Raw genomic sequence first — 23,236 nt, forward strand, 5'->3', positions numbered from 1 at the left:
CCCGTGGCTCCAGTTGCCCCGGTGTCGCCAGTTGCACCAGTCGCGCCGGTATCGCCGGTCGCACCTGTGGCACCGGTGTCACCAGTAGCGCCCGTTGCGCCGGTATCGCCCGTCGCACCCGTGGCTCCGGTATCGCCGGTCGCACCCGTGGCTCCGGTGTCGCCAGTAGCGCCCGTTGCTCCGGTGTCGCCAGTTGCACCAGTCGCGCCGGTATCGCCAGTTGCACCAGTCGCGCCGGTATCACCAGTAGCGCCCGTTGCTCCGGTATCGCCGGTCGCACCCGTTGCGCCGGTATCACCAGTCGCGCCGGTATCGCCAGTTGCACCAGTCGCGCCGGTATCACCAGTAGCGCCCGTTGCTCCGGTATCGCCGGTCGCACCCGTTGCGCCGGTATCACCAGTCGCGCCGGTATCGCCAGTTGCACCAGTCGCGCCGGTATCGCCGGTCGCACCTGTGGCACCGGTGTCACCAGTAGCGCCCGTTGCTCCGGTATCGCCGGTCGCACCCGTGGCTCCGGTATCGCCGGTCGCACCCGTTGCTCCGGTGTCGCCAGTTGCACCAGTCGCGCCGGTATCGCCGGTCGCACCTGTTGCTCCGGTATCGCCGGTCGCACCCGTTGCGCCGGTATCACCAGTCGCGCCGGTATCGCCAGTAGCGCCCGTTGCTCCGGTATCACCCGTTGCTCCGGTGTCGCCGGTTGCACCGGTATCGCCGGTCGCACCAGTATCGCCGGTCGCACCTGTGGCACCAGTATCGCCCGTTGCGCCGGTATCACCCGTTGCTCCGGTATCGCCGGTCGCGCCAGTAGCGCCCGTTGCTCCAGTATCGCCAGTAGCGCCGGTCGCACCGGTCCCGCCTGAAGCACCCGTAGCGCCGGTCGCGCCGGTCCCACCTGAAGCACCCGTCGCGCCTGTAGCGCCGGTCGCACCAGCACCGGTGGCGCCCGTCGCGCCTGTGGCTCCCGTCGCACCCGTCGCACCTGCTCCGGTCGCACCCGTGGCGCCAGTCGCACCCGTGGCTCCGGTCGCGCCCGTGGGGCCTGTCGGGCCTACCTGACTCGTGATGTTGTAACTGCCCCCATTGAAGTCGTTGTTGTTCGTGGGATTGGCAGCACCTTCCGTGAAAACATAAGTATTACCGGCACCAGGTGCAAGTGTACCCATTACGCCGAAGTTGGCGTTGTAAATGGTATAATTGTGGGTAGTTTCAGGTATTGTTATAGTTACAGCAAACGCGAAGACCAGTCCGTTGGTTGCAGATGGAAGTTGGAAGCTACCAACTACTGTGTCAGGATTGAGTGATGTATCTACCAGATAATACGTGTTGACATTGCTGCTATTGCCAGGTCCGGTGATCGTGCCCGTGAGTGTCAGATCGCCTGCTACAAGTATTCCGGTGTAACTTGCCACGCCATCTGAGGTCAGCGGTGGCCGGGGCGTCGTCCCGCTCCCGCCAGCGGACAGTTCCCAAGCGCCACCCAGGGCCGCTGCGCCAACCAGCGACCTCGATGCGCGGACGTCCGCGCCGATGGCCTCCTCCAGCGCTACAATGAAGGCCTCGCCGACATTCCCCGATGCCGTCTCGCAGCTCCACAGCCGCAGTTCGCCGTCCGCGGCGAGCGCCCTGCCGATGTCGGCGAAGTCCTCAGCGCCTCCCTTCAGTGTGGCAGCCGACCATTCTCCTGCAGTGAAGCTGACCCGGCCAGGCGCGCCGTGCGCGATGATGTGCACCGCGTCGAGCCCCTCGTGCCCTGCGAGCACGGCGGCGATCTGCTGCGCCGCCGGCCGTCGGCCATCCAGCACGACAGCCCGGACATCGGGTCGCACATTGCCGAGAACTGTCTGAAGGTCGGAGACTGAAGGATCGACAAAAAGAATTTCAGAGGCACGGGCCATGACTGGCTCCTGTTGGCTTCGAATTCAATTCAAGGGGAAACCGCCCACCGGCTTTGCCAGCGAGCGGTTGGGACAAGGGGACTTGGGAGAGGTCATCGTCCGGACGGCCCGACGGCGCCGTCGGGACGTTCGAAAGCGGGGCTCTCTACGCGGAGGAAGCTGCAGGCCTGGAAATTCCCGCCATCGTCAAACGTGCCAATCGCAAATGAGCCGGCTGCGGCCGGAACCTTGACGGTGACAGCGACGGCGAGGCTTCGCTTGGCGGCCTTGGGAAGAATGACCTGACCGACGATGGCGCTCTTGGCCGTGTCCAGGATAAAATAAGGCACATTTTCGGTCGTGTCGCCGATGGGCAAGACGCCTCTAACGGCAACTTCCATGACCGCAAACCCCGCTATGAAGCTCATCTTGTCCTCCTTGGTCGGCGGCGACTGTGCCGCTGTGTGTCTTGTTTCGTGTCTAGGTTTCTATCGCTGCCGAGAGCCCGCGCTCGCTGAGGCCGGTCGCAGCTTCTATCGGCACTCGAGCCGCGAGCATTGAGCAGCCTGCAGCTCCGTGAACCAACCGGCGACGCGCATTTCGACGAGCCGCACACGCAAGGCTTGACGGCATCTTGGTGCCGCTCGATCGAGCGGCGTCCCACTTGTCTTCACTGAGGGCGTGGAGTTCGCAGGCGTGCGGCGGTCCACAAGGCGCCGAGGAATACCCGTCAATCGCGGGGCAATCCTTGCTGGCGAGAAGGTGCGGATAGTTGAGGGGTTGAGCGTAGCGGAAACCTGCGTCGCGGGCGCATCGTTTCGCACTTGGTATCACACCAACCACAGCCAACTCCCACCACGCGTGTCAACTTGCGAGGGAATCGACTACTTGCAAGGGAACATCAGGTTGGGAAAACGCTGACCTTGAGTTCAAGGCAGTACGACGTCTTCTTTGCACGCCACCAAACACTCTCTGCGCCCTCACGCACGAAGTGACTTGCTCCAGATACTCTCTTGGCTTCGCAGAACGCACGGACCGACAGGCCTACTGCCCGGTCCGCGGAAACCCTCCCATATATAAGGCATTAGTAAATTATAAAATTAGCAACTTGTAAATAACCTGTTTACGATTTGTTAATTGCGCAACCACGGCTAAGTACCTTGGCAAACATCGAGATGGTGCGCATGCGGCCAAATGCATCGAAAAATCCGGGGCTTAAAGATGCTCCGCCTTCGTTAGCGGCGGACCCTTGATATCGCGGCGAAGCTTTTGCGTGAGCCGTTGGCCCGATTGGAAGGTTTATTCGCCCCTTCGTCCAAGGCGACCGCGAGGCCCTTGCTGCGATGGGAAGTGCTGGCTAACAATGGATGGCGCTAGGTCGCGTTTGCAAAGGAAGGGATGAGCGATACTTTGCAACAGAGGTCATGCAAATGGCCGAGGCAGGGGCCAATGCACATGGGGCATGAAGGTCGGACACGTCCGCATCGGAACGGATCGCAGTCCCAAATGACATCCTGGCACAAATGTGACCGCCTCGGCGCGCAGTCCTGCGGGGAGCCAATAGTCAGCACATGACAAGCGGCAAGCGCCTCTGTCTCAACATGATCGTCAAAAACGAGATGGCGAACCTTCAACGCTGTCTCGGGGCGGTTGTCGACCACATCGACTGCTGGGTCATCGGCGACACCGGCTCGACCGACGGGACCCAGGATTTCGTCAAATCGTTCTTCGCTGCCCGCAACCTGCCGGGCGAGTTGCACGAATTCCCATTCCATAATTTTGAGCAGGCGCGTAACGCGGCGCTCGATCATGCCTATGCCTCCCCACTCGCTTACGACTATCTGTTGTTTGACGACGCCGACATGGAACTGGTGGTCGAGGATGCTGGCTTCCGCGAGCACCTCGACAGTTCGGGCTACCGGCTGCTGCAGCGGTCGGATTCCGGCCTGGCTTATTGGAACACGCGGCTGGTCAAGCGCGACGCCGGCGCTCGCTACCACGGGGTGACCCACGAATATCTCGACGTGCCCGGTGGCGTGCAGGAACTGCGCAGCGCTTGGTACAAAGACCACGCCAGCGGATCGAATCGCGTCGACAAGTTCGAACGCGATGCCAGGCTTTTGCTGGAGGCACTTGATAAGGATCCGGAAAACCAGCGCTACTGGTTTTACCTGGCGCAATCTTATCGCGATGCCGGGCGGACGGCGGAGGCAGCGGTGGCCTACGCCAAACGCGCCGCCATGGGCGGCTGGGACGAGGAGGCGTGGAACGCCCGATTGCAAGAGGCGCGCTGTCTGCGCAAACTTGGCGACGAGCCTGGCTTTATTCAGCAGGCGCTCGCCGCCTTCAATCAACGGCCGCATCGTGCCGAGCCGCTCTATGACCTGGCCCGGTTCTACCGCGAGAAGGGGATGAACGCCGCCAGCGTACTGTTTTCCGAAGCGGGGCTGGCGATCAGGCGACCGGAGCACGACATTCTGTTCATCGAGGACCACATCTACACGACAGGCCTGCTGGAAGAATTTTCCATTGCGGCAAACTACGCGCGCGATCCCGTGCGCAAGGACCGCGGTTTCGCGGCGTGCAACTGGCTGGCGTTGAACCGGACCATCGGCGACGGCCCCAGGGAACTGGCGTGGTCCAACCTGTTCTTCTATGTCCAGCCGGCCAAGACAGTGATGCCGTCCTTCAACGCACGTCCGGTCGGCTTCACGGCGCCCGATGGCTATCGGCCGTCAAACCCATCAGTGGCTCGATTGGGCGAGCACATCGTGCTCTTGCAGCAAACGGTGAACTACACCTTGGCCGACGACGACCTCCTGTCTGACACGCCTGACGGGCGACCGGTTCACACGCGCAACTTTCTGCTTCGACTGAGCGATAAACTCGCCATCCAGTCCGCAAGCGAGATTTTGCCGCCGGTTGACATGCCGGAGCCCGCTAATGGGCGGGTTCTCGGATTTGAGGACATGCGCCTGTTTGCCTGGCGGGATGCGCTGTGGGGCGTCTCGTGCGTGCGCGGGCTGACACAGGAGGGTTGGTGCCAGCAGGTCGTCGCGCGCATCGACGAGAGTGGCGCCTGCCGGCTGGCTGACTGGCGCGTGCTGCATCCGGCCGGACCGCGAGGGCACGAAAAGAACTGGATGCCGCAAGTCAAGCTCGGCATGGTGGAAGGAGCGGCAGATACGCTGCAGTTCATCTGCCTATGCGATCCCACCCGGATCGTCGACGAGCGGGGTGCCACTGTCAGCGAGACCGCTCCCGCGATTGCCGCACAACGGTTCAGGGGCGGAACCCAGCTGATCAAATTTGCCGGCGGGTGGCTCGCCCTGATCCATGAAGTACAGTGGCGGACCGCGGAGAAGCGACATTATTACCTGCACCGGTTCGTCTGGTTCGACGAAGCAAACATCTTGCGAAAGGTAAGCCGTCCGTTCTTCTTCGACAAAAAGGGCGTTGAATTCGCCGCCGGGCTGGCGTGGCACCCGGGCGAAAATCGTTTGCTGATTTCCTACAGCGTCGCCGGCAGTGAGTCCTGGATCGCAACCGTCGAAGAGGCGGAGGTGAGGTCGCTGCTGGAGGATGTGGAGAGCCTGCCATCGGGTAAGGCAGATACGCCGTCTGGGTTGACGCTAGCCTCCGTGCATGGCTCTCCGCTGATGGAAACAGGGATCAATCCTTACCGCACCGACGACGGAGCCGTGGGTGATGCAAGCCTGGCGCCGTCGGAACGCAAGAACCTCGGCGCCGGCGGCGTGAAGTCGACCGATGAGATCTTTCATGAGCTGGCGCCGTTTCTGCGCGACGTCGATTCTCCGCTGGAACGACGGGAACGATCGCGCCAGTTCGACGCCCGGATTTCTCGCTTCCTTGGCAACGACGACACTGCACTTCCGCAGATCAACTGCTTCTACCAGGTGATGTCGGACAAGGCCGAGCATCGTACCCTCATTGCCGCCACGACCTCGATGCGGGCAGCAGGCCATCCGGTGCGGGTGTGGAGCTACGCACCCGAGAAGCTCACGTTCCTCGTTCCGCACGGGATCGAAGTCCGCAATGCCGACGATGTCATGCCGCGTGCTTTTTTCGAGCGGATCGTAGCGGGCTCGGAGATCAGGTATTTCAGTGACATTTTCCGTTATGCGGTGCTTTACGAGCATGGCGGGCTTTGGATGGATTCCGACGTCATCCTGCTACGGCCTTTCCCCTTCCGCGGCGATCATTTCTTCAATTTGCAATGGCGCGGATCGCACAAGGGCCACTTCATTTGCGGCAACGTCATCTACGCCAAACCCTACAGCGGCCACCTCAGGGCGCTGTACGAGATGTCGATCTCGCGCTTCCATGATGCCAGCGGCAGGGAGTTCGGCGATATCGGCCCCAAGCTCCTGTCCGACTATATTGCCTCCGACCCAGGAGCCGCGCTGCGGGAATGCGTGTTCAGCCCGATGTTCTTCAACCCGATTGACTGGACGGAGATCGACCGGTTCGAGAAACCGACTGCGGAATTGGCTGACTATCTGAACGACGAGCGGGTGTTCGGCATCCACCTGTGGACGGCACGCAATGAGGCCCGTCCGGGCGGCGAGGGCGCGCCGCTAATTTCGCAGCTGATCAATCCGCTCGACAGCTTTCCAAGTCTCACAAGCCTCGCCGACCGCTTTAACACTGACAAGAACAGGCACACCGGTAACCGACACGCCTATGCCAGGGTTTATGATCGGTTGTTGTCGCCCAGGCGCTTGTCGATGCGGCGGTTGATGGAGATCGGCCTGTGCCGTGGCTTGGCCGAGGGCAATCAGACCGAGACTCCATCCGTCTCGCTGTGGCAGAGCTATTTTCCATTCTGCCAGGTTATCGGGCTCGACCTGACGGATTTTTCGCAGCTCAACAATGAACGGTTCAAGTCGTTTGTCGGGGACCAATCCAAGCTGGACGATCTGCGCCGCGTCGCTGCAAAGCTCGAACCGGAATCGCTCGACGTAATCGTCGACGACGGCAGCCACGCCTCGTTCGACGAGCAGTTGACACTGCGCGAGTTCTTCCCGCTGCTCGCCGAGGGCGGTTGGTATTTCCTCGAAGACCTCGACTGGCAGCCACCAGGTGAGGACCTTGGCAAGATCACGCTGACCAAGACCCTGCTGCGGGAGATCCAGCAGCACGGCAGCTCGCGTTCGGTCGATCCGCTTGGTGTGAGCGCGCTTGCCGATCAATTCGCCGAGATACTGTTCTTCGACAGCCATTATGAGTTGAACCGGGCGAAGCTGCTGGGTGGCCTGGTCGCTATCCGCAAGGGTCGCGCCGGGCATGTCCGCCGGACGCGGTCTTAAGCCAGCGCGCGTAAAGGAGGGTTGGGTTTGAAGGTCGCTGTCTACACCATCGCGCTGAACGAGGCCGCAAACGCGGAGCGCTGGGCCAATTCGGCCGTCGACGCCGACTATCGCATTGTGGTCGATACCGGCAGCACGGATGACACTGTGGAACGACTGACCAAGGCAGGCGTGACGGTACACAGGATAGCGGTCCGCCCATGGCGTTTCGACGACGCGCGTAATGCTGCCATGGCCTTGATCCCGCCCGACGTCGATGTGTGCTGCACAATGGACATGGACCGGTTTCTCGAACCCGGCTGGCGAGCAAAGCTTGAGGCGGCTTGGCAGCCCGAGACCACAGCCCTCTTTTGTCAGACGGTGTACAGATCAAGTGTCGATGACCCCACGCCGCTGCGAAGCTGGCCGGCGAAGAATTTTCACCACCGCTGGGGATATCGCTTCAGGCGGCCTGTCCACGAAGCCTTGGTCTTCACCGGAGAAACGGAAGTAACCGCGAACAGCAGCGACATCGTCATGTTCGAGGTGCAGGATCTCGCCAAGCCAACGAGGAGCAGCTACCTGCCGCTGATGGAGGTGGCGCACAAGGAAGACCCCGACGACGCGCAGATCTGCTTCTGGCTCGGGCGGGACTTGATGTGGGCCAACCAACCAGAGCGGGCCATTCCGTTGCTTGAGCGCTACCTTGAATTGCCGACAAGCAAGTGGGCGGAAGAAAGATCCGAAGCTATGCGCTACATCGCGCGCATGCGGCCGGAGCAGAGATTGCCCTGGCTGGACAAGGCCCGGATGGAAGCGCCGCACCGCCGTGAAATCTGGCTCGACCTTGCCGAGGAATTCCACGGTAGGGCGGACTGGCTGAATCTCTTCTGGGCTTGCACCAACGGCATCGAGAAGACGCGACGCACCGGCAGCTATCTGGACGATACAAACTGCTGGGGCTTTCGACTGTACGATCTAGGTGCGATCGCAGCGTGGCGCCTTAACGCCATGGACCGAGCTGTGGAGTGGGGGCAGAAGGCGCGCGAGCTCGAACCGGGCAATCAGCGGCTTACAAGTAATCTAGATTTCTTTCATCGTCGCCGAGACGAGATGCAATCCGAACCGATAAAGGCTCTCATCCGCGACCAGCTATTTTCTCGTATCAGCCGTAAACCGGTTAAACTGCTGCAGATCGGGGCCAACAACGGCAGTCTTCTGTACGACGCCATAGTTAAATTTAGGTGGAGCGCGATTCTTATCGAACCGGTCCCGTTTATCTTCGACGAATTGAAACAGCGCTACGCCGGACGACCAAACCTGCAACTTCTAAATCTTGCAATTCACCCCACAGAAGATCGGAAAAAGATTCCTTTCTATGAAGTAAAGAAAATGGAAAATCCACCGACCCCTTGGTACTACGGCTTATCGTCATTTGATAAGAGTACTATATTGACACACCGCGATCTGATTCCTGGCCTGGAAGGCATGATCAATGAAATTGCCATCGAGGCGAGAACGATCTCCGGAATAATCGATGAACTCGAGGTCGATGACGTAAATTTTCTTATGGTAGATGCAGAGGGGTACGACGCTACAATAGTTAGAAGCTTTCCGTTTCAAAAAATTCATCCGAGTCTCGTCATATTTGAAGGAAAGCATATTTCAGAAGATGAGTTAGATACCACCAAAACTTTACTGGGTAAGGCCGGTTACCATTGGCTGCCCATGCAGGATTGGGAAAACAATATATTTGCTATTTCACATCAAATAATGAGCGAAGACGAGTTCGGACTTCTCAACGAGATGATAGCGAATAGGCGGCAAAATTGATTAAAATATTGCCATCTCTCTGGCATACGGGCGCAATAGCCTTTTTTGATGGATGAGAGTCTTTCCGATCATGGCAAGATATATTGTAGACGAATCTGGTAAGTTAGCTGAAGCAGCACCGGCACCCCTACCGTTGATATATACTGTCGTTTACGGCAGCGATATTTACTATGAATGCTTGCTAATATTTATTAGGTCTTTAATTTTGTATGGGAAATACAAAGGAAAGATTCTAATTTTTACGGATCGAATTGAATCGGAGGTGGAGAGATACATTCCCGAGGAGGCTTTCAACCAGGTCTCTCTGGCGGCTATAAATCATAGAAATTACTCCCAACGTTACATTAATGGCGGTTTTTCTATGAATGACTTTTCTCCGATAGTATATTTCGATAATGACATAGTATTCGATTTGGACATTTATTCGATGTTGCATAAAATTTGGCGAGCGTCTGGCGCCTGCGTGGTGACGGAAGACGAAACATACCCCGAGATGTCGTCCCAGAAGGTCGTAGACATCGTTGATGGCCGGAGAATTGGAAACTGGTGGGGGTTGGAAATCATTCGATCGGACTTCAGCTGTCATGATAAAATTTTTCCGTTGGCGAATTCCGGAGTCATAGGGTTTCCAGACTATTACATGTTTAGTACAATTGGTGGACTTGTATTTGATCTATACAATTCTCCTCCTAACGAGTCGCTAGCTAAGTGGTTTGGCGACCAACCATTTCTCAATTATGTTTTGGTGAAAACGGGGTTGGGAGAATATAAAACGTTGCGCGGCACCTGTCGTTTTTTGGGATCCGCTGAGGCCTTCTCAAGCGACCGACGAGGGCTGGTCCATTTCAATTGGGCAAGAAACGAAGACAAGCCCACTCGAATGAAGGCCTATCTGGATTACCTGAGGCTTTTGAGTTGAGTGGGTGCCGAAGAGGAATAGGGAAGTTGTCTTCCGACCTCCGCGGCCGGGAAGAATTTTGAGATTTCAAACGACGAGCATAGAGTTCAGCGATGCGACCAGGCTGTAGCGCAAGCAATGATCGCGAAGGGCCTGGTTGAAGCGCGCAGACTCCAAAAACATGGTCCAAGCTGAATCCAAACCCGTTTGATATGCACTGTGCGTGCCGAACCTTTGCCGTCCTAGATCTTATTTAAATTCGGACCTCAGACGTTGGGAATTCAAGTGCGGCGACGAGATTTCTTTACATTGCTTGCAAGCGCATCGGTAAGCAGCTTCCCGGTGGCGTTGACACGGCCGGCAAGAGCGGGAACAAGCTACGCGGTGTCCATGCCACCCTTTGCCACCCCTTCCTCCCTCCTTACCGCCCCCATCGAACTCGCCGGCGATTGGGGCCACATGGTCCCACGCTCAGCCGATCAGGTCGTCGAGATCATGCGGCACGCCTGTCTGGATGGCGTCCGGCTGGTCTCCGATCGCCAGCCGACGCGGCTTCGCGTCGACAGGCACGCGTCCGGCTCGCCGGCCGTGTGGCTACATCCGGACGGCAGCACCATGGCGTGGATTATTGTCGACATCGGTGAACGGGACTGGTCGAAACTCGCCTATCAGTTCGGCCATGAACTCGGCCATGTCGCGGCCAACAGCTGGCAGGCCGACGCCAAGCCTGCACCGCCCTGCCAATGGCTCGAGGAAGCGATGGTGGAGGCCTTCTCGCTGCGTGGCCTGGGGCGTCTGGCGAGGGATTGGAAGGAGAGCCCGCCCTTTGCCGGCGACAACGCGTTCGGCGATGCCATTGCCGAGTATCGCCAGAATATCATCCGAGGCTATACCGCGCTTGCCGTCAGCCAAGGGCTCACGGGCGATGCCGCGGCGTGGTTCGCCGGCCGTCGCAGCGAGATCGAAATACCCGGCCTCAATCCATTCGCCCAGGCGATGTCGGTGACTATCCTCGCCGAATACGACCGCGCGCCGGACTGTGTCGAGGCGCTGGGCGCACTCAACCGTTGGCCCGGCCGCACAGGTGTACCGATCGCAGGGTATCTGAAGCTATGGGAGGCGAGTTGTGCGGAGCTTCAAGCCTCGCCGCGACTGCCGGTCCGCCTGCGCGAACTGTTGCGCATCACGTGACGGCCACGGGCCCGTACGGAACAATGCGGGAGCGTTCGCAATTCTGGTCCACTAAAGGGTCAATAAAATCAACGGCCTTGTCCGATCCTTCGGGCTCATCCGCGCCTCCTCACCCGTAACACCCGCGCTCCACCGCCAGCCGCCGCAGCAACGCCAGCACGGCATCTATCGTCGGGGTCGGCTTGTCCGTTAACCGGCCAAGTTCCTGGACTGCCATCACCAGCGCATCGATCTCCATCGACCGGCCGCGCTCGAGATCCTGCAGCATCGAGGTCTTATGCTCGCCGACATCGCCGGCGCCCCACCAGACGAGCTCATGCCAAGCCGACTTCGTGGCGGCAAGCAGGTTGCCTCGATGTCTTCGATGGGCTTGTTTGCACCCCATTGGGGAGGTCGACATGAAGTCGGCGCCGGGACTTGTCAGGGCTTCACGAACCGATAGGCGAAGCGATCGGTCTGGCCCTTGATCGAGGGATCGAACACCTTGATCGAGTGCAGATCGTCGTTGTTCGCTAGCATTGTGCTTTTCGCATCCAGTACGAAGCCGGCCGCCTCCACCTCCTCGCGAACAGAGGCAGGGTCGATCCGATGCAGCGCCTGGGTGTCGCTCGTGCCCGACCCAGCGGCGGCGGCGTGGTCGACGATGACGTAGGACCCACCGGGCTTCAGCCGCTTGTAGACAGCTCGATTGAAGTCGGCCGCCGTCGCACCCTTCTTCTGCATTAGGGCAGTGTGAAGATCGTGGTAAAACAGGTGCAGCCACAGCACATCTGCTGGCTGCGTGACCTCCGGCATCGCCACGAGGTCCGCCGAGACGGCTTCGACGTTCTCTCGGCCCGGTTCCTTCGCGAGTGTCCGCATGCGGCCAACCGGGTCGTTCTTGAAGTCGGCGACCTCGGCCGACACGAAGCTGTAGACCCGACCCTCGGGGCCCACGACGTCGGAGAACAGGCGCGTCCAATCGCCGTCGCCTGGGTAGACGTCAATGACAGTGGAGCCCGCATCGACACGTGCGAACCGGATCAATTCGGATAGTTTGGATTGTTCGTACATCGGAATCTCCTTTAGGGTTGGGCATTCGACTGGCTGCGGCGTGCGAGGGGGCAATCCACGGCTGATCCACCGTCTACCCCGAACCGATGGCCGCACGTGGCCAGCGCTACGGCGGCCCGGACGCGTCCATCTGCGCGGCCCGCGCCAGTGCTTGCGTGTCGACGTATTCACGGATGTTGGTCAGTCTACCGTCCCGGACCGTGATGGCGAAGATCCAGTCGTCCTCGAACGTCTTGTTCGTGGCTTTGATCCTTCCCCTCGCGAAGCCGAGCACGAGGACCCGGTCTCCTTGCGCCACGAACTCCCGGGGTTCCGTGGACGTTTCTATCGACTTGGATGCCGTCTCAAGCAAAGCCGCCAGCCCGGCGTGGCCGTGGCGCGTTCCGGCCAACGGCCAGTCCTCGCCCGGAATGATCCACTCGATGTCTTCGGCGGCCAGCGCCAGCAGAGCCTCCCTGTCGCCGCGGCCGATTGCGGCGAAGAAGTCCTTCACCGTCTGGACGTTCTTCTCAATGCTCATGGGAATTTCTCCATTTCGCACGGATCGCATCGTGGTCGATCCGATCCGTGCATCGCAGCTCTGCTGGTGGGCACGTCGTGTTCATCAGTCGAACTTGACCAGGTCCTTGAAGATCAGTTGACCCCAGCTATTTCCGCGCGCCTGGACCAGCAATCCGCCTTCCGAAAGCCCGCCAAGTTTGATCGGCGCGAAACCGAGCTTTTCCGCAAGCACACCAATCTCCGCCGCGGCGTCGTCATCGTCGCTCGCCAGGAATACGACCCTCCTGCCACCATGCACGGCCGGATCCTGGTCAAGGACGGCAGCGACCAGATGGTTGAAGCCCTTGACCAGCTTTGCACCAGAGAATGCCTGTGCAACGAACTTGGAAGAAGGCTGTCCCCCCAGTTTTTCAGGAGGCACGCCGTAGGCGTTGGTCACATCGACGATGGTCTTCCCCTGCCAGCTGGCGAGCGCCTTCGCGACCTCTGGGTGCGACTCGAAACGGACAGCCAAAAGGATGATGTCCGCCTTGACCGCTTCCGCCAGTGTTTTGGGGATGATCGTGGGTCCGATCGCGGCCGCGTCGGATGCAAAGCTTTCCGGGTCACGCGTGGTTGCCACGGACACTTCGATGCCCTTGCGGGCGAATGCCTTGGCGAGAGCGTGACCGATCTTGCCGAAGCCGATAAGTGCGTAGCTCATAGTGTTTCTCCTATCTTGTGTCGGAACTAACGTTTGAGAAGCGGGGTCACTACTGACGGGGCTGAAGGGCCAGCCACGGGACCGCGCCGGGGTCAGACCTGCGCCATGCCGCCATCAACGGCGAGATCCACACCGGTGATGTAAGAACTATCATCGGAGGCGAGGAACGTGACAGCAGCCGCGATTTCCTCTGGTTTGCCCCTGCGACCCATTGGGATCTGTGAAGCAAACTGGGCGACCGCTTGCTCGGCTTGCTCAGGGGTAAGGCCCGTTGTTGTCTCCAACGCGGGGGTCTCGATTGCTCCGGGGCTCATTGTATTCACTCGGATTTTGCGGTCTTTCAGCTCTAGAGTCCAAGCGCGCGAGAAGTTGCGCACTGCCGCCTTACTCGCGGCGTATGTGCTAAACCCCGGCAACCCCAACACGTTCGAAACCGAAGAATTCAGAATAATCGAACCGCCGTCTTTGAAGAGGGGAAGGGCCTTCTGCACCGTGAAGAACAGCCCCTTCACGTTCACGTCGAAGGTCTGATCGAAATGGACCTCAGTAGCTACTGCGAGCGGTGCGATTGTCCCCGCGCCAGCGTTCGCGAAGAGAACGTCGATGTGACCATGTTTCTCTTTCACGATGGCATAGAGCCGGTCCAGATCTTCCAAGCGAGACACGTCGCCCGCGACCGTCGTAATATTACTCTTGATGAAGGCTGCGGCCTCCTTCAGCTCTTTCTCTCGTCGCCCAGTGATTACGACGTGTGCACCTTCTTCTACAAAGCGCTTGGCCGTCGCCAAGCCAATCCCGCTGCTTCCGCCAGTGATGACTGCAACCTTACCTTCGAGTTTTTTCATAATCTTTCACCTTTGGTCGTGTGTTTTGGTTTTTCGTAAAGTTTGAGAAGCGTGGTCCCGCATCGGGATCAGAGTTGTGCCAGGCCGCCGTCAACGGCGACTTCGCTGGCAGTCATGAAGCTGCTGTCCGACGATGCGAGGAAGGCGGCCACGGCCCCGATCTCCGCCGGATCGGCCATGCGCTGGAGCGGAGTCATGGCGCCGTAGGCCTTCTGGCCTTCCTCGCCCAGCGCCTCCTTCGCGAGTTCGGTCGCCGTCGCTCCGGGCGACAGCACGTTGACCCGGATGCCGGTGCCCTTCAGGTCCTCCGCCCAGGTCCGCGCGAGATTGCGCACTGCCGCCTTGCTCGCGCTGTAGGCGGTGAACCCCGGAGCGCCCGTGGTGCCGGCGCTCGATCCGGTCAGGATGATCGAACCGCCCGGGCCCATCAACGGCAACGCCTTCTGGACCGTGAAGATCGTGCCCTTCACATTGGTGTCGAAGGTTTCGTCAATGTGCTCGGCGGTTATCTGGCCGAGCGGCAGCGGGCCTCCGGCCCCGGCATTGGCGAAGACGATATCGAGGCTTCCGCGCTCGGCCTTCACCGCCGCGTAGAGTCGGTCGAGGTCGGCCTCATTCGAGACCGAGCCTTTCACCTCGCGGGCATTGGGCCCGAGTTCAGCCACAGCGGCGTCGAGCGCTTCTTGCCTGCGGCCAAAGATGAAGACGAAGGCGCCCTCCTCGACGAAGCGCTTTGCCGCGGCGCGGCCGATGCCGGTGGCGCCGCCGGTGATGACGGCGGTCTTTCCATTCAGTCTGGTCATGTCGTGCATCCTTCCAGGCTTCCGCCTTGGTCATTCGGGAACGCCCCGAGATCTTCAAAATGGGTCCGTCGGGGTCTGCGTTTGAGTGCGGAAACGCGCATATCGGTGGTGCAAAATCGATCCGGTTGGACGATGACGCCAAAGCCGACGATCGGTCTTCGCCATTCAGGATTAGGCTGCACTTGCAGGTATGGGCTATGATAGCCGCCCCGCGCCACCCACATACGAGGTGCTGTTCGATGTGTCGGACACGGGCTTTGGAAGGCGCACCGCACGGTGCGGGATTGCACCATGATCGACTGGGATGACGTTCGTTACTTTCTTGCCGTGGCACGCGGAGGCTCGGTGCGGGCTGCTGCCGCGCACCTCGGCGTGAATCATTCAACCGTGCTGCGACGCATCGCCCAGCTCGAGGAACGCCTCGGGGCGCAGATGTTCGAAAAGCTGCCTTCGGGCTACCGCCTGACGGCTGCGGGCGAGGAGGTCCTCGAACTCGCGAACCAGATGGAAGCGTCGTCGCACCAGCTGGAGACGCGCGTCTTCGGGCGCGACCAGAGCGTGCGCGGGCTTCTGCGCGTGACGTTGGCACCGACCCTCGCGACACACCTTTTCATGCCGGACTTCGCCGATTTCGCGCGTCTCCATCCGGACATCGAGATGGAAATCTTGTCGTCCGGCGAGCTGGCAAATCTGACCAACCGAGAGGCCGACGTCGCGATTCGCGTCGTCTACGACCGCAAAACCCTACCGCTCAATCTTCACGGCCTGAAGGGACCGGAGCTGTTCGGAGGCGTCTACATGTCCCGGGATCGACCAACAGCGCGGAGTGCGGGCGCGCCTGATCCCATCCGGTGGATCGTCATAAGCAGTCATGGAATCCCGGATTGGGCCCGCGAGGTTCGCACCACGGGGGTTCCGTTCAGGACCACGGACGGCGAGGCGCAGATCGCTGCTGTACGGCAAGGGGTCGGGATGACGACACTGCCGTGCTTCGTCGGAGATGCCGACCCCTTGCTGGTGAGGGTGCCGGGTACCGAACTGCACATGTACGGAACGCTTTGGCTTCTCACACAGGGCGAGACACGCAAGACGAAGCGCGTGCGGCTCTTCACCGAGTTCGTATCCCGCAGGCTCGCCGCGTACGCGCCGCTTCTCACGGGGCTGTCCGTGTCGCGTGACTGACGAGAACGGATTCTTCTCGGACCGGCTCTATCGCGAATTGAACGGCAGTACGGATGAGGCAAACGTGCTGGCCAGGCCCTGGGCGGTTGGACCGCCCTGCAGATTATCGACCGGATATAGGCGGCGCTTCAGAGTTAGTGGCGCAGGTGCGACAATTGAAATCCAGGCTTGTGCTCGACACCGGATAGCAGCGATTCCGCCGACCGGAACATCTCTTCGAATTCCAGTTCGTTTTCAAACACCACGCCGCCGACGCTGATGGTCAGGGTATCCTCGGTTCCTTTCGGCGCGAAATAGGCTTGCGCCACGCGCGCCCGGATACGCTCGCCGATTTCCTTGGCGTCGTCTTCTGTCGCACCGGGCAGAAAGACCCCGAACATGGAGGTTCCGATGCGGCCCACCAGATCTTCCTTGCGCACCGATGACTGGATGGTCGCGGCTATGAGCCGCAAGGCTTCGTCACCCCAGCCCAGCCCGAAGCGCAGATTGATGGATCTGATGTGTTCGGGATGAACGACCAGGAAGGCGCCGGATCTTGGACCGGACGATTCCTGCCTGGTTGTTCTCCTTTCGACCATCGACGTGAAGACTGTGCGGTTGAGGCAGCCTGTCAGGCTGTCGAAGGTCGCCGACTTGTTGAGTTCTCTTCGATAATGGCCGAGCTCGATCCGCTGCAAGCCAATGAACAGGAAAAGCGGGCCACCTATAATGACCGGCAACAGGATCGCTGTGGCCATGCTGCGGCCGAACGGCGTCAATGCTTCCGAGAACAGAAGCAGATAGTTGAGGCCAACTGAAAGCAGCAAAATTCCCGCCGATCCCAAGGCGGTAAGCCATGCGACGTTTTTCCATTGCTGGGGCGATCTATTCGCCATCGGTGTCATCATTAGTCAATCTCCCGCCTGATCGACTACCATAGGCCATGGTGCTGCACATTCAGTTTCGAGGAATCATACAATTTGAGTAATGGCGCAATCGCCTACCATTGGCCGAAACCTGGCCTTCAATGCAAGGCCGTGCTGGCAACGGTAGCGACACCGAATTGTCGGCTACTGTGGCGGGCCGAATATGCCCATCTCGGCACCCTTGGCCACTGCCTCCGCCTTGCCGTAAATGCCACTTGCCAAAGCCGTCGCCCAGCCGTTGGAAACCAGCCAGGCACCGACATCCTGTTTGCCCAAATTGCACGGTGCGGCAATGGCGAAACGATCGATCTCCGGCGGCACGACGCATTTAAGCGCCCGACCGCGCAGCCAGGAATTGAAAGCCGCCCGAGCACGTTGGCCGCAAGGCCAGGCGACGTCGCGAAACGAACAGGCCTTGTCCAGGTCGATGCCCTGGACCCCGCTGATGGCGACGGTGCGTCCCATGGATTCGAAGGTCGCCGACGAGGTGACAACCGGTTGGTACAGCAGGACCGCTGGCCAATCCTTTGGCATCTGCATCCCTGCAGCTGCTGCCAGGCCAAGCTCGCTGAGCGGTGGGCGCGGCTCTGCCCGTTCGATTTGCGCCGGATCAAGTTGTGGCGGCGCGATAAGGTCCTGAGCAATTTTGCGTGCCCGTCCTCGCCATGGCGTATTGGCGACGGTCGCAGCCGGTCGCGTTGGCTGGCCATCGTCGATGGATTGGCGTGGCGCTGGTACCGGTCGATCGATGGAAAGCAGATCGGCGGCTCGGACGATCAACAAAACCCCGGTCAGAAGCAGCAGGCTTCCGAGCAACACCACCAAACGATTGCGCCTCAGCCAGCCCATCAGCTCAAGCAGATCCCAAGGAGTCTTGCCCCTCAGTACCCCGACGTCGATTTGGCGACCAGTTTGAGCGCACCTTTTTGAACCTGATAAAAGGGCATGGATCGCTCACTGGAGCCATCCGCTCGAAACCGGAACAAGCCGGTCGATCCGCGAAATCCGCTCCGATTTTCGAGCACCTGCTTGTTGAAGCCGCCGGGGCCGACCGCACTTGCAATCCCCGCTGTCAGGGCGACCATATCATAGGCATAGGCGACATTGGCGTCGGCTGGATAATTGTAGGTCGTCTTGAAGCGGTCGGCGATTGGACCGGTTTCGCTTGGGTCGAGCGTGGCGATGTAGGATCCTTCGAACAGCGGCTCGATCGGATGTTCCAGCCAGCGGTTGGTTCCAACGACGGCGACTGCTTTTCCAGGGATGCCTTTCGATTTGAGCGCCGCAAGGATCTGCGACGGGTTATCGTCGCCGCTGGCGACGACGATGGCATCGGGTGCATCGACCAGGGAGCCCATGTCGTTGACCGCTTTTGTGCCGCCGTCACCGGCCGAATACGGAAGGGTGACGGCGAGCGTCGCGCCATAGATGCTGAGGCTGTTGGCGACCCGTTTTTCAACCGCGCTGGCATTCGCGCCGGCCGCGACGAGCAGCACGAACTTTTTTCTGCCTTTGGCCGCCAGGCCGGCCGCGCCCGCGGCCGCGCTGTCGGCCTCGCTGAGGCGCACCGCATAGACGCCCGGGCCACCGGCGAAATTGTCGGCCAGCGCCAGCACTGGCGGCCGCTGCGATCCCGACAGCTTGGCTATGTGCTGAGCGGCCCCAAGCTCGACCGGGCCGATGACGATCTTGGTTCCGGTGGTGATCGCCTTCACCGCCAATTCGCTGGCGTGCGCGCTGTCGCCCTTGGTGTCCTCGACCGTGACCGTGAGCAGTGCATTGCCAAGGTCGGCCATCGCCAGCTTGGTCGCATCGAGCATCTTTCTGCCGCTTTCGCCGACGTTACCTGGGGCCGACAAAGGCAGCAGCATCGTGACCTTCGTCGATCCGGTGCCGAGCGACTGCGTGGCTTGGGCCGGGCCGGCCACGGCGCTGGCGGCCGGCGCCCCAGGCGCGGCGATCGCCGCCGGATCGAGCGCATCCGAGACGCTGCCTTTCGACTGGCAGCCCGATATTATGCCCGCGAGCGCAAAGACGATCGCCCATGTCCACGAACTGTGGCCCTGCCGGCCAGATTCCATGATGCCTCCCCATATCCCGCCGGCTGTTTGTCCGGTCTCATCCCATTCATCTTACGGCAGACTTGCGTCGCCGTCCTTGTAATTGCTGGACCGTGGTTTAGAGCAATTCCAGGAAAAGTGTGAAGCGGTTTTCCGCCCGGAATTGCGTCAAAACAAGGAATTAGAGCAGTTCGCCGTTTCCACGAAACGGTGGACTGCTCTAACCGTTGAAGAGTCTTGCCCGGAGCGCCTTGATCACCTTTGCTTGCCCGGCGCTTCGATAGTCGGCGCATTTCATGTATCGCGGCCCGGGCACGAACAGCCGGCGCACGCAAATCCGCTTCCCCGGGGCAGGGGCGCCATCATCTCCTGCTGTCGGGAATGCGGAATAGCCAAACGTCGCCACCGGTAGCGGCCCGGCAACAGAAACGCCTTCTCTCGCCAGGATCGCACGCGCACGCCGGCAGTAGCGGACCGAAAGTTCGGAGAACCGGGTTTCACCGTGCCCGGCGCGATACTTCATGACGGTGGTGCAGAGATCGCCTGCGGCAAGGCTGTTTGCCTGCGCCAGATATCTGACGCCGAGCGCGATGTTGGTCGCCGGCGCACCAAGCTCGTCGAGCGAACCGCGAAAGCCGAGCATTCGCGCCGTTCCCGGCATCACCTGCATCAAGCCGACTTCGCCGTCGGCGCCGTGCACATCGGGATCGAAACCGCTTTCGATCTCCATCACCGCGTGCGCCAGCACCGGCTCCAGGCCGTACAGCGATGCCTGGCATGTCGCGAATGCCTTGAATGTCTCGCGCGTCCATTCCGGGGCGACATCGCAGCGGGCCGGCCGCGTCAAGCCGGACGGTGCTGATCTCTCCAGGCCAGGTCGTTCCAGCCAGTTGGCGCGGGCTTGCGTGGCAAGCTGACCAAAACCGGTCAATGCGATCGCCGCAGCGATCGCCTTCGTCGATCGTCCGCCGACCATCGGGTCAGCCAACCGGCACGGCCAGATCCCTTCCGGTCAGTTCATGTACTCGACCATGCGGTCGTGGAAGCATTCACACTTGTTGAGGGTGTCTTCGTCTTTGTAGTTCGTCTTGAGATAGCCATAGGCCATGCCGCAGGCGACCTTGGCTTCCGATGCCCAGACGAAGGCGGGGCGCGAAGAGTTGATCCATTCCGAGCTGTTGGCGACAGCCACCGACTCGTCCATCAGCTTCACCACCTCGGACTTGAGATCGACGATGTTGTCGTTCAGCACCAGGTTCGACGTGCCGACCGTGCGGCAATAGTCGGCCACCGGTCCTTCGATGATGTCGGCGGCGAAGCCCGTCGATCCAGCCAACAGCAGCGCCGCGGCCGAAGCCAGCAATCTTGCACAACGCTTCATTTAAGTCCCTCTCCAAACTGCGGTTTTATGTTTCGCTAATATGTAGCATGAGAGCACGGCCACGCATAAGTGCTAAATCGTGGCCGTGTGCTGCACGTGGTCCGTGTCGTCATAAAGGATGTTGATCGTGCCGGCGGCCGGCGTGTTCGTCAGTTGCGCCACGTCCACGAAATTGGCGCCGCTGGCCGTACCGTTGGTGTCGACACTCAGCATCTTCGTGCCGGCGTCATAGTGCACGTAGTCGGCGATGGTGCCTCCCGCCGCCGTCTCGAATAGCGACGACAGGTCGATCTTGTCACCTTCAGCGCCGTTGTAGTCGGCGATCAGATCATGGATGTCGAGGTGGTCGAGCCTAAACGTGTCGGCGCCGGTGCCGCCCGTCAGCGTGTCCTGGCCAGCGCCTCCGACGAGGAGATCGTTGCCGGTCCCACCATTGAGCGTATCGATGCCGGCGCCTCCGACCAGCGTGTCGTTGCCGCCTGCTCCGCTCAAGTGGTCGGCTCCGGCTCCACCATACAGCATGTTCCCGACATCGTTGCCGGTTATGGTGTCGTCGAAAGCGGACCCGATGATATCGGCCGCCGCCGCCGTCGATGTGTAGGTATGCGAAGCGCCGGCTGCGTCTGCCGAGTGATCCGCAATTGTGTTCCCGCTCAGCGTCACGCCGATCAGACTTGTCGCCAAGTCCCCGTCCGCGTCCACGATCTGGATCGGCAGGTTGAAGTTGATGGGGTTGGTGCTCTGAACGGCTGCGCCAAATCCGGTAATGGCGAAGTCGTCGCCGCTCTTGTTCAACAATTCCAAGCTGTTGTAGCCGTCGGCCGTGAACGTTGCGACGGAAACATGGTTGTCCATTATGCCTGTGATCTGGGCGGCATAATGAACTGCGGCGCTGGGATCCACATCGACGAACTGAACCGTGTAGGTTCTGTCCGCCAGCCCGCCCGGATTGCCCACGGTATATGACGTCGCGGCGGTGCTGATGTCCGTGAAATTGACGATCTGCGTCTCCCCATCATACGAGATCGCAACCGACGTGACCGAATCGAGCACGCCGTCCCCGACTGTCTTGTTGTTGTCGGTGCCAGTCGTGGTGTTGTCGTCCTTGGCCGTGATTTGAAGCACGGTGTCGGTATTCCCGTCGCCAAAGGTGAAGCTGGCGCCGTTGGCGGTATAGTGATTGTCGAACACGTGATCACGATTTGCGGGGTTGGTGTAGCCGCCGGATCCCATAGTGTTGCCGGTCAAATCCTGGACAAAGTCCACCCGGATGCCTTCGAGCGCGCCGATGTTCTGCCCGCCGGCGCCGCCACCGATACCGAAGGAGTTCGCGTTGCCGTTGATGGTCGTTCCGGTGCCGAAAGGCGTGAAAAGCACGTCCCTCGAATTGTCATCGACCGGGGTGCCGGAATCTTTCTGACCGGTGGGTACGAAGCCGGCCCACGCGCCATTGCCGCCGTCGAAATCGTAGCTGCCGTTGGAGAAAGTAACCTGCGTCAGGCTGTCGACCGTTCCGTCCATATCAACGGTATAGTTGGCGTTCTGGGCGTCGAGCGTGACCGTGAACACCGTCACGGCGTTGGCAATTCCATACAGGGTATGACCGTCTGCGGACACGTCGTAGATGATATGCGCGCCGCCGGAAGTCAGGCCGCTGTCCGCGCCATCGAGGGATGCCGCGAAAATCATCGTGCCCGCGCCGTCCGCCCCGTAGTTGTTGGACAGCGTGTGGTCTGCATCCAAGGCGAACGTAACCGGGTTCCCCGCTCCATTCGCTAGCGCCGCGTAGTCCGGCGCGACCGCGGTCGGCACGTCATCGACGATGTTGACGGACAGGGTGCCTGTGGCGTTCTGGCCGTCCTGGTCGGTGAGCGAGACGGCGAGGTTCTCGAACAGGCTGTTGGTGCCGCCGGCAGTGGCATGGGCTTCATTGTCGAGCAGCGTCGAGCGCGGTGGTGAAGGAGCTGGCGGTGAACACGCCGTTGGTGATGAAGGCGTGGCCGTCGATGGTCAGCGAGGCGATGCCGTCGGGCGAGGAGATGGTGAAGGTGCCGCCCTGGGTGGTGCTTTCCTTCGAGGTGTCGGAGCCGGCCGATTCGCCAACACCGCGGCTGGCCAGGAGGTCATCCTCGTTGACGGTGACGTCGCCGCCGTTGGCAGCCGGCGTCAGGTCGGCGATCACCGGCGGCGAATTGCCGATCGAGATGGTCAGCGTGGTGTGCGAGGTGTCGCCGTCGCCGTCCTTGATGGTGTAGGTGAAGACGTCGTCATGGCCGCCGGCCGAGCCGGCATCGCGGGTATAGGTGTAGGTGCCGTCGGCGGCCAGCGTCAGCTTGCCGTAGAGGCCCTGGATCTGGATGCCCAGCGTCGCGGTATTGTCGAGGGCGGCATTGGTGTCGCCGGCGGCGACGCCGACCACGGCAGCGCCGTCGGCGCCCCGGGTGTCGGCAACCCCGTCGGTCGTGTTGCCGTCGAGGGCATCGGTTCCGCCGGTCAGCACATTGCCGGTGGCCGGGCCGAACAGGCCGGCCCCGATGCTGTCGATGTCGGCGACCGCGGTCGGCACGTCATCGACGATGTTGACGGACAGGGTGCCTGTGGCGTTCTGGCCGTCCTGGTCGGTGAGCGAGACGGCGAGGTTCTCGAACAGGCTGTTGGTGCCGCCGGCAGTGGCATGGGCTTCATTGTCGAGCAGCGT

The 23,236-nt window shown here is 60.7% G+C and carries 20 protein-coding genes and 1 pseudogene; 6 read left to right on the top strand and 15 right to left on the bottom strand.

Features of this window, described 5'->3' with window-relative positions; translation table 11 throughout:
• Positions 1–1,895: DUF4347 domain-containing protein (locus AC04SH_RS33295; protein WP_488577923.1), on the bottom strand; the 1,895-nt coding region annotated here is incomplete at its 3' end.
• Positions 1,896–1,987: 92 nt separating this feature from the next.
• Positions 1,988–2,302: a hypothetical protein gene (locus AC04SH_RS33300; RefSeq protein ID WP_192250669.1), complete on the bottom strand. Its 315-nt coding sequence runs from the start codon at positions 2,300–2,302 to the stop codon at positions 1,988–1,990.
• 1,143 nt (positions 2,303–3,445) lie between these two features.
• Between AC04SH_RS33300 and AC04SH_RS33305 the strand changes: the two genes are divergently transcribed.
• The 4 genes from AC04SH_RS33305 (at position 3,446) to AC04SH_RS33320 (ending at position 11,105) form a co-directional block, all read left to right on the top strand.
• Positions 3,446–7,204 carry a glycosyltransferase gene (locus AC04SH_RS33305; RefSeq protein WP_488577924.1) on the top strand — a complete coding sequence of 1,253 codons (3,759 nt, stop codon included), beginning with the start codon at positions 3,446–3,448 and terminating at the stop codon, positions 7,202–7,204.
• Between the two features lie 27 nt (positions 7,205–7,231).
• Positions 7,232–9,016, top strand: a complete 1,785-nt coding sequence (locus tag AC04SH_RS33310) for an FkbM family methyltransferase (RefSeq protein WP_488577925.1) — start codon at positions 7,232–7,234, stop codon at positions 9,014–9,016.
• Positions 9,017–9,086: 70 nt separating this feature from the next.
• The gene (locus AC04SH_RS33315) at positions 9,087–9,935 is read left to right on the top strand and encodes a hypothetical protein (protein ID WP_488577926.1); all 849 of its coding nucleotides are present in this window, start codon (positions 9,087–9,089) and stop codon (positions 9,933–9,935) included.
• 438 nt (positions 9,936–10,373) lie between these two features.
• Positions 10,374–11,105, top strand: coding sequence for a hypothetical protein (locus tag AC04SH_RS33320; RefSeq protein ID WP_488577927.1), 732 nt, complete (start codon positions 10,374–10,376; stop codon positions 11,103–11,105).
• A 109-nt stretch (positions 11,106–11,214) separates the two neighbouring features.
• Here AC04SH_RS33320 and AC04SH_RS33325 read toward each other — a convergent pair.
• The 6 genes and pseudogenes from AC04SH_RS33325 to AC04SH_RS33350 all read right to left on the bottom strand — a co-directional run.
• Positions 11,215–11,406 (bottom strand): annotated as a pseudogene (locus AC04SH_RS33325) (ketopantoate reductase C-terminal domain-containing protein); the annotation flags it as partial.
• A gap of 119 nt (positions 11,407–11,525) precedes the next feature.
• On the bottom strand, positions 11,526–12,158 hold the full coding sequence (locus AC04SH_RS33330) for a class I SAM-dependent methyltransferase (protein WP_488577928.1): 633 nt from the start codon (positions 12,156–12,158) through the stop codon (positions 11,526–11,528).
• Between the two features lie 106 nt (positions 12,159–12,264).
• Positions 12,265–12,678, bottom strand: coding sequence for a nuclear transport factor 2 family protein (locus tag AC04SH_RS33335; RefSeq protein ID WP_488577929.1), 414 nt, complete (start codon positions 12,676–12,678; stop codon positions 12,265–12,267).
• Positions 12,679–12,762: 84 nt separating this feature from the next.
• Positions 12,763–13,362, bottom strand: a complete 600-nt coding sequence (locus AC04SH_RS33340; RefSeq protein WP_488577930.1) for an NADPH-dependent F420 reductase — start codon at positions 13,360–13,362, stop codon at positions 12,763–12,765.
• Between the two features lie 92 nt (positions 13,363–13,454).
• Entirely contained in the window at positions 13,455–14,207 is a 753-nt protein-coding gene (locus AC04SH_RS33345; RefSeq protein WP_477239041.1) for an SDR family NAD(P)-dependent oxidoreductase, read from the bottom strand.
• Positions 14,208–14,275: 68 nt separating this feature from the next.
• Complete coding sequence (locus AC04SH_RS33350; protein WP_488577931.1) at positions 14,276–15,010, bottom strand: SDR family NAD(P)-dependent oxidoreductase; 735 nt, start codon at positions 15,008–15,010, stop codon at positions 14,276–14,278.
• 291 nt (positions 15,011–15,301) lie between these two features.
• Here AC04SH_RS33350 and AC04SH_RS33355 point away from each other — a divergent pair, with 291 nt between their 5' ends.
• Positions 15,302–16,192: a LysR family transcriptional regulator gene (locus tag AC04SH_RS33355; RefSeq protein WP_488577932.1), complete on the top strand. Its 891-nt coding sequence runs from the start codon at positions 15,302–15,304 to the stop codon at positions 16,190–16,192.
• Between the two features lie 134 nt (positions 16,193–16,326).
• Here AC04SH_RS33355 and AC04SH_RS33360 read toward each other — a convergent pair whose 3' ends face one another.
• Both AC04SH_RS33360 and AC04SH_RS33365 read right to left on the bottom strand, forming a co-directional pair.
• Entirely contained in the window at positions 16,327–17,079 is a 753-nt protein-coding gene (locus AC04SH_RS33360; RefSeq protein ID WP_488577933.1) for a GGDEF domain-containing protein, read from the bottom strand.
• Positions 17,080–17,241: 162 nt separating this feature from the next.
• Entirely contained in the window at positions 17,242–17,562 is a 321-nt protein-coding gene (locus AC04SH_RS33365) for a thermonuclease family protein (protein WP_488577934.1), read from the bottom strand.
• Positions 17,563–17,595: 33 nt separating this feature from the next.
• On the opposite strand from AC04SH_RS33365, the gene AC04SH_RS33370 reads away from it, so the two are divergent.
• Positions 17,596–18,027: a hypothetical protein gene (locus AC04SH_RS33370; protein ID WP_488577935.1), complete on the top strand. Its 432-nt coding sequence runs from the start codon at positions 17,596–17,598 to the stop codon at positions 18,025–18,027.
• Here AC04SH_RS33370 and AC04SH_RS33375 read toward each other — a convergent pair.
• From AC04SH_RS33375 to AC04SH_RS33395, 5 genes are all read right to left on the bottom strand, one after another.
• Positions 17,979–19,178, bottom strand: a complete 1,200-nt coding sequence (locus AC04SH_RS33375) for a type 1 periplasmic-binding domain-containing protein (RefSeq protein WP_488577936.1) — start codon at positions 19,176–19,178, stop codon at positions 17,979–17,981. The two genes, AC04SH_RS33370 and AC04SH_RS33375, sit on opposite strands and share 49 nt — an antisense overlap.
• A gap of 199 nt (positions 19,179–19,377) precedes the next feature.
• Positions 19,378–20,133, bottom strand: a complete 756-nt coding sequence (locus AC04SH_RS33380) for a lytic transglycosylase domain-containing protein (protein ID WP_488577937.1) — start codon at positions 20,131–20,133, stop codon at positions 19,378–19,380.
• Positions 20,134–20,169: 36 nt separating this feature from the next.
• On the bottom strand, positions 20,170–20,538 hold the full coding sequence (locus AC04SH_RS33385) for a hypothetical protein (RefSeq protein WP_142868946.1): 369 nt from the start codon (positions 20,536–20,538) through the stop codon (positions 20,170–20,172).
• 72 nt (positions 20,539–20,610) lie between these two features.
• Positions 20,611–22,281, bottom strand: a complete 1,671-nt coding sequence (locus tag AC04SH_RS33390; protein WP_488577938.1) for a calcium-binding protein — start codon at positions 22,279–22,281, stop codon at positions 20,611–20,613.
• Between the two features lie 184 nt (positions 22,282–22,465).
• The coding region (locus AC04SH_RS33395; protein ID WP_488577939.1) for an Ig-like domain-containing protein at positions 22,466–23,236 on the bottom strand (771 nt) is incomplete at its 5' end.

The sequence above is a fragment of the Mesorhizobium sp. CNPSo 4688 genome, assembly GCF_057784295.1.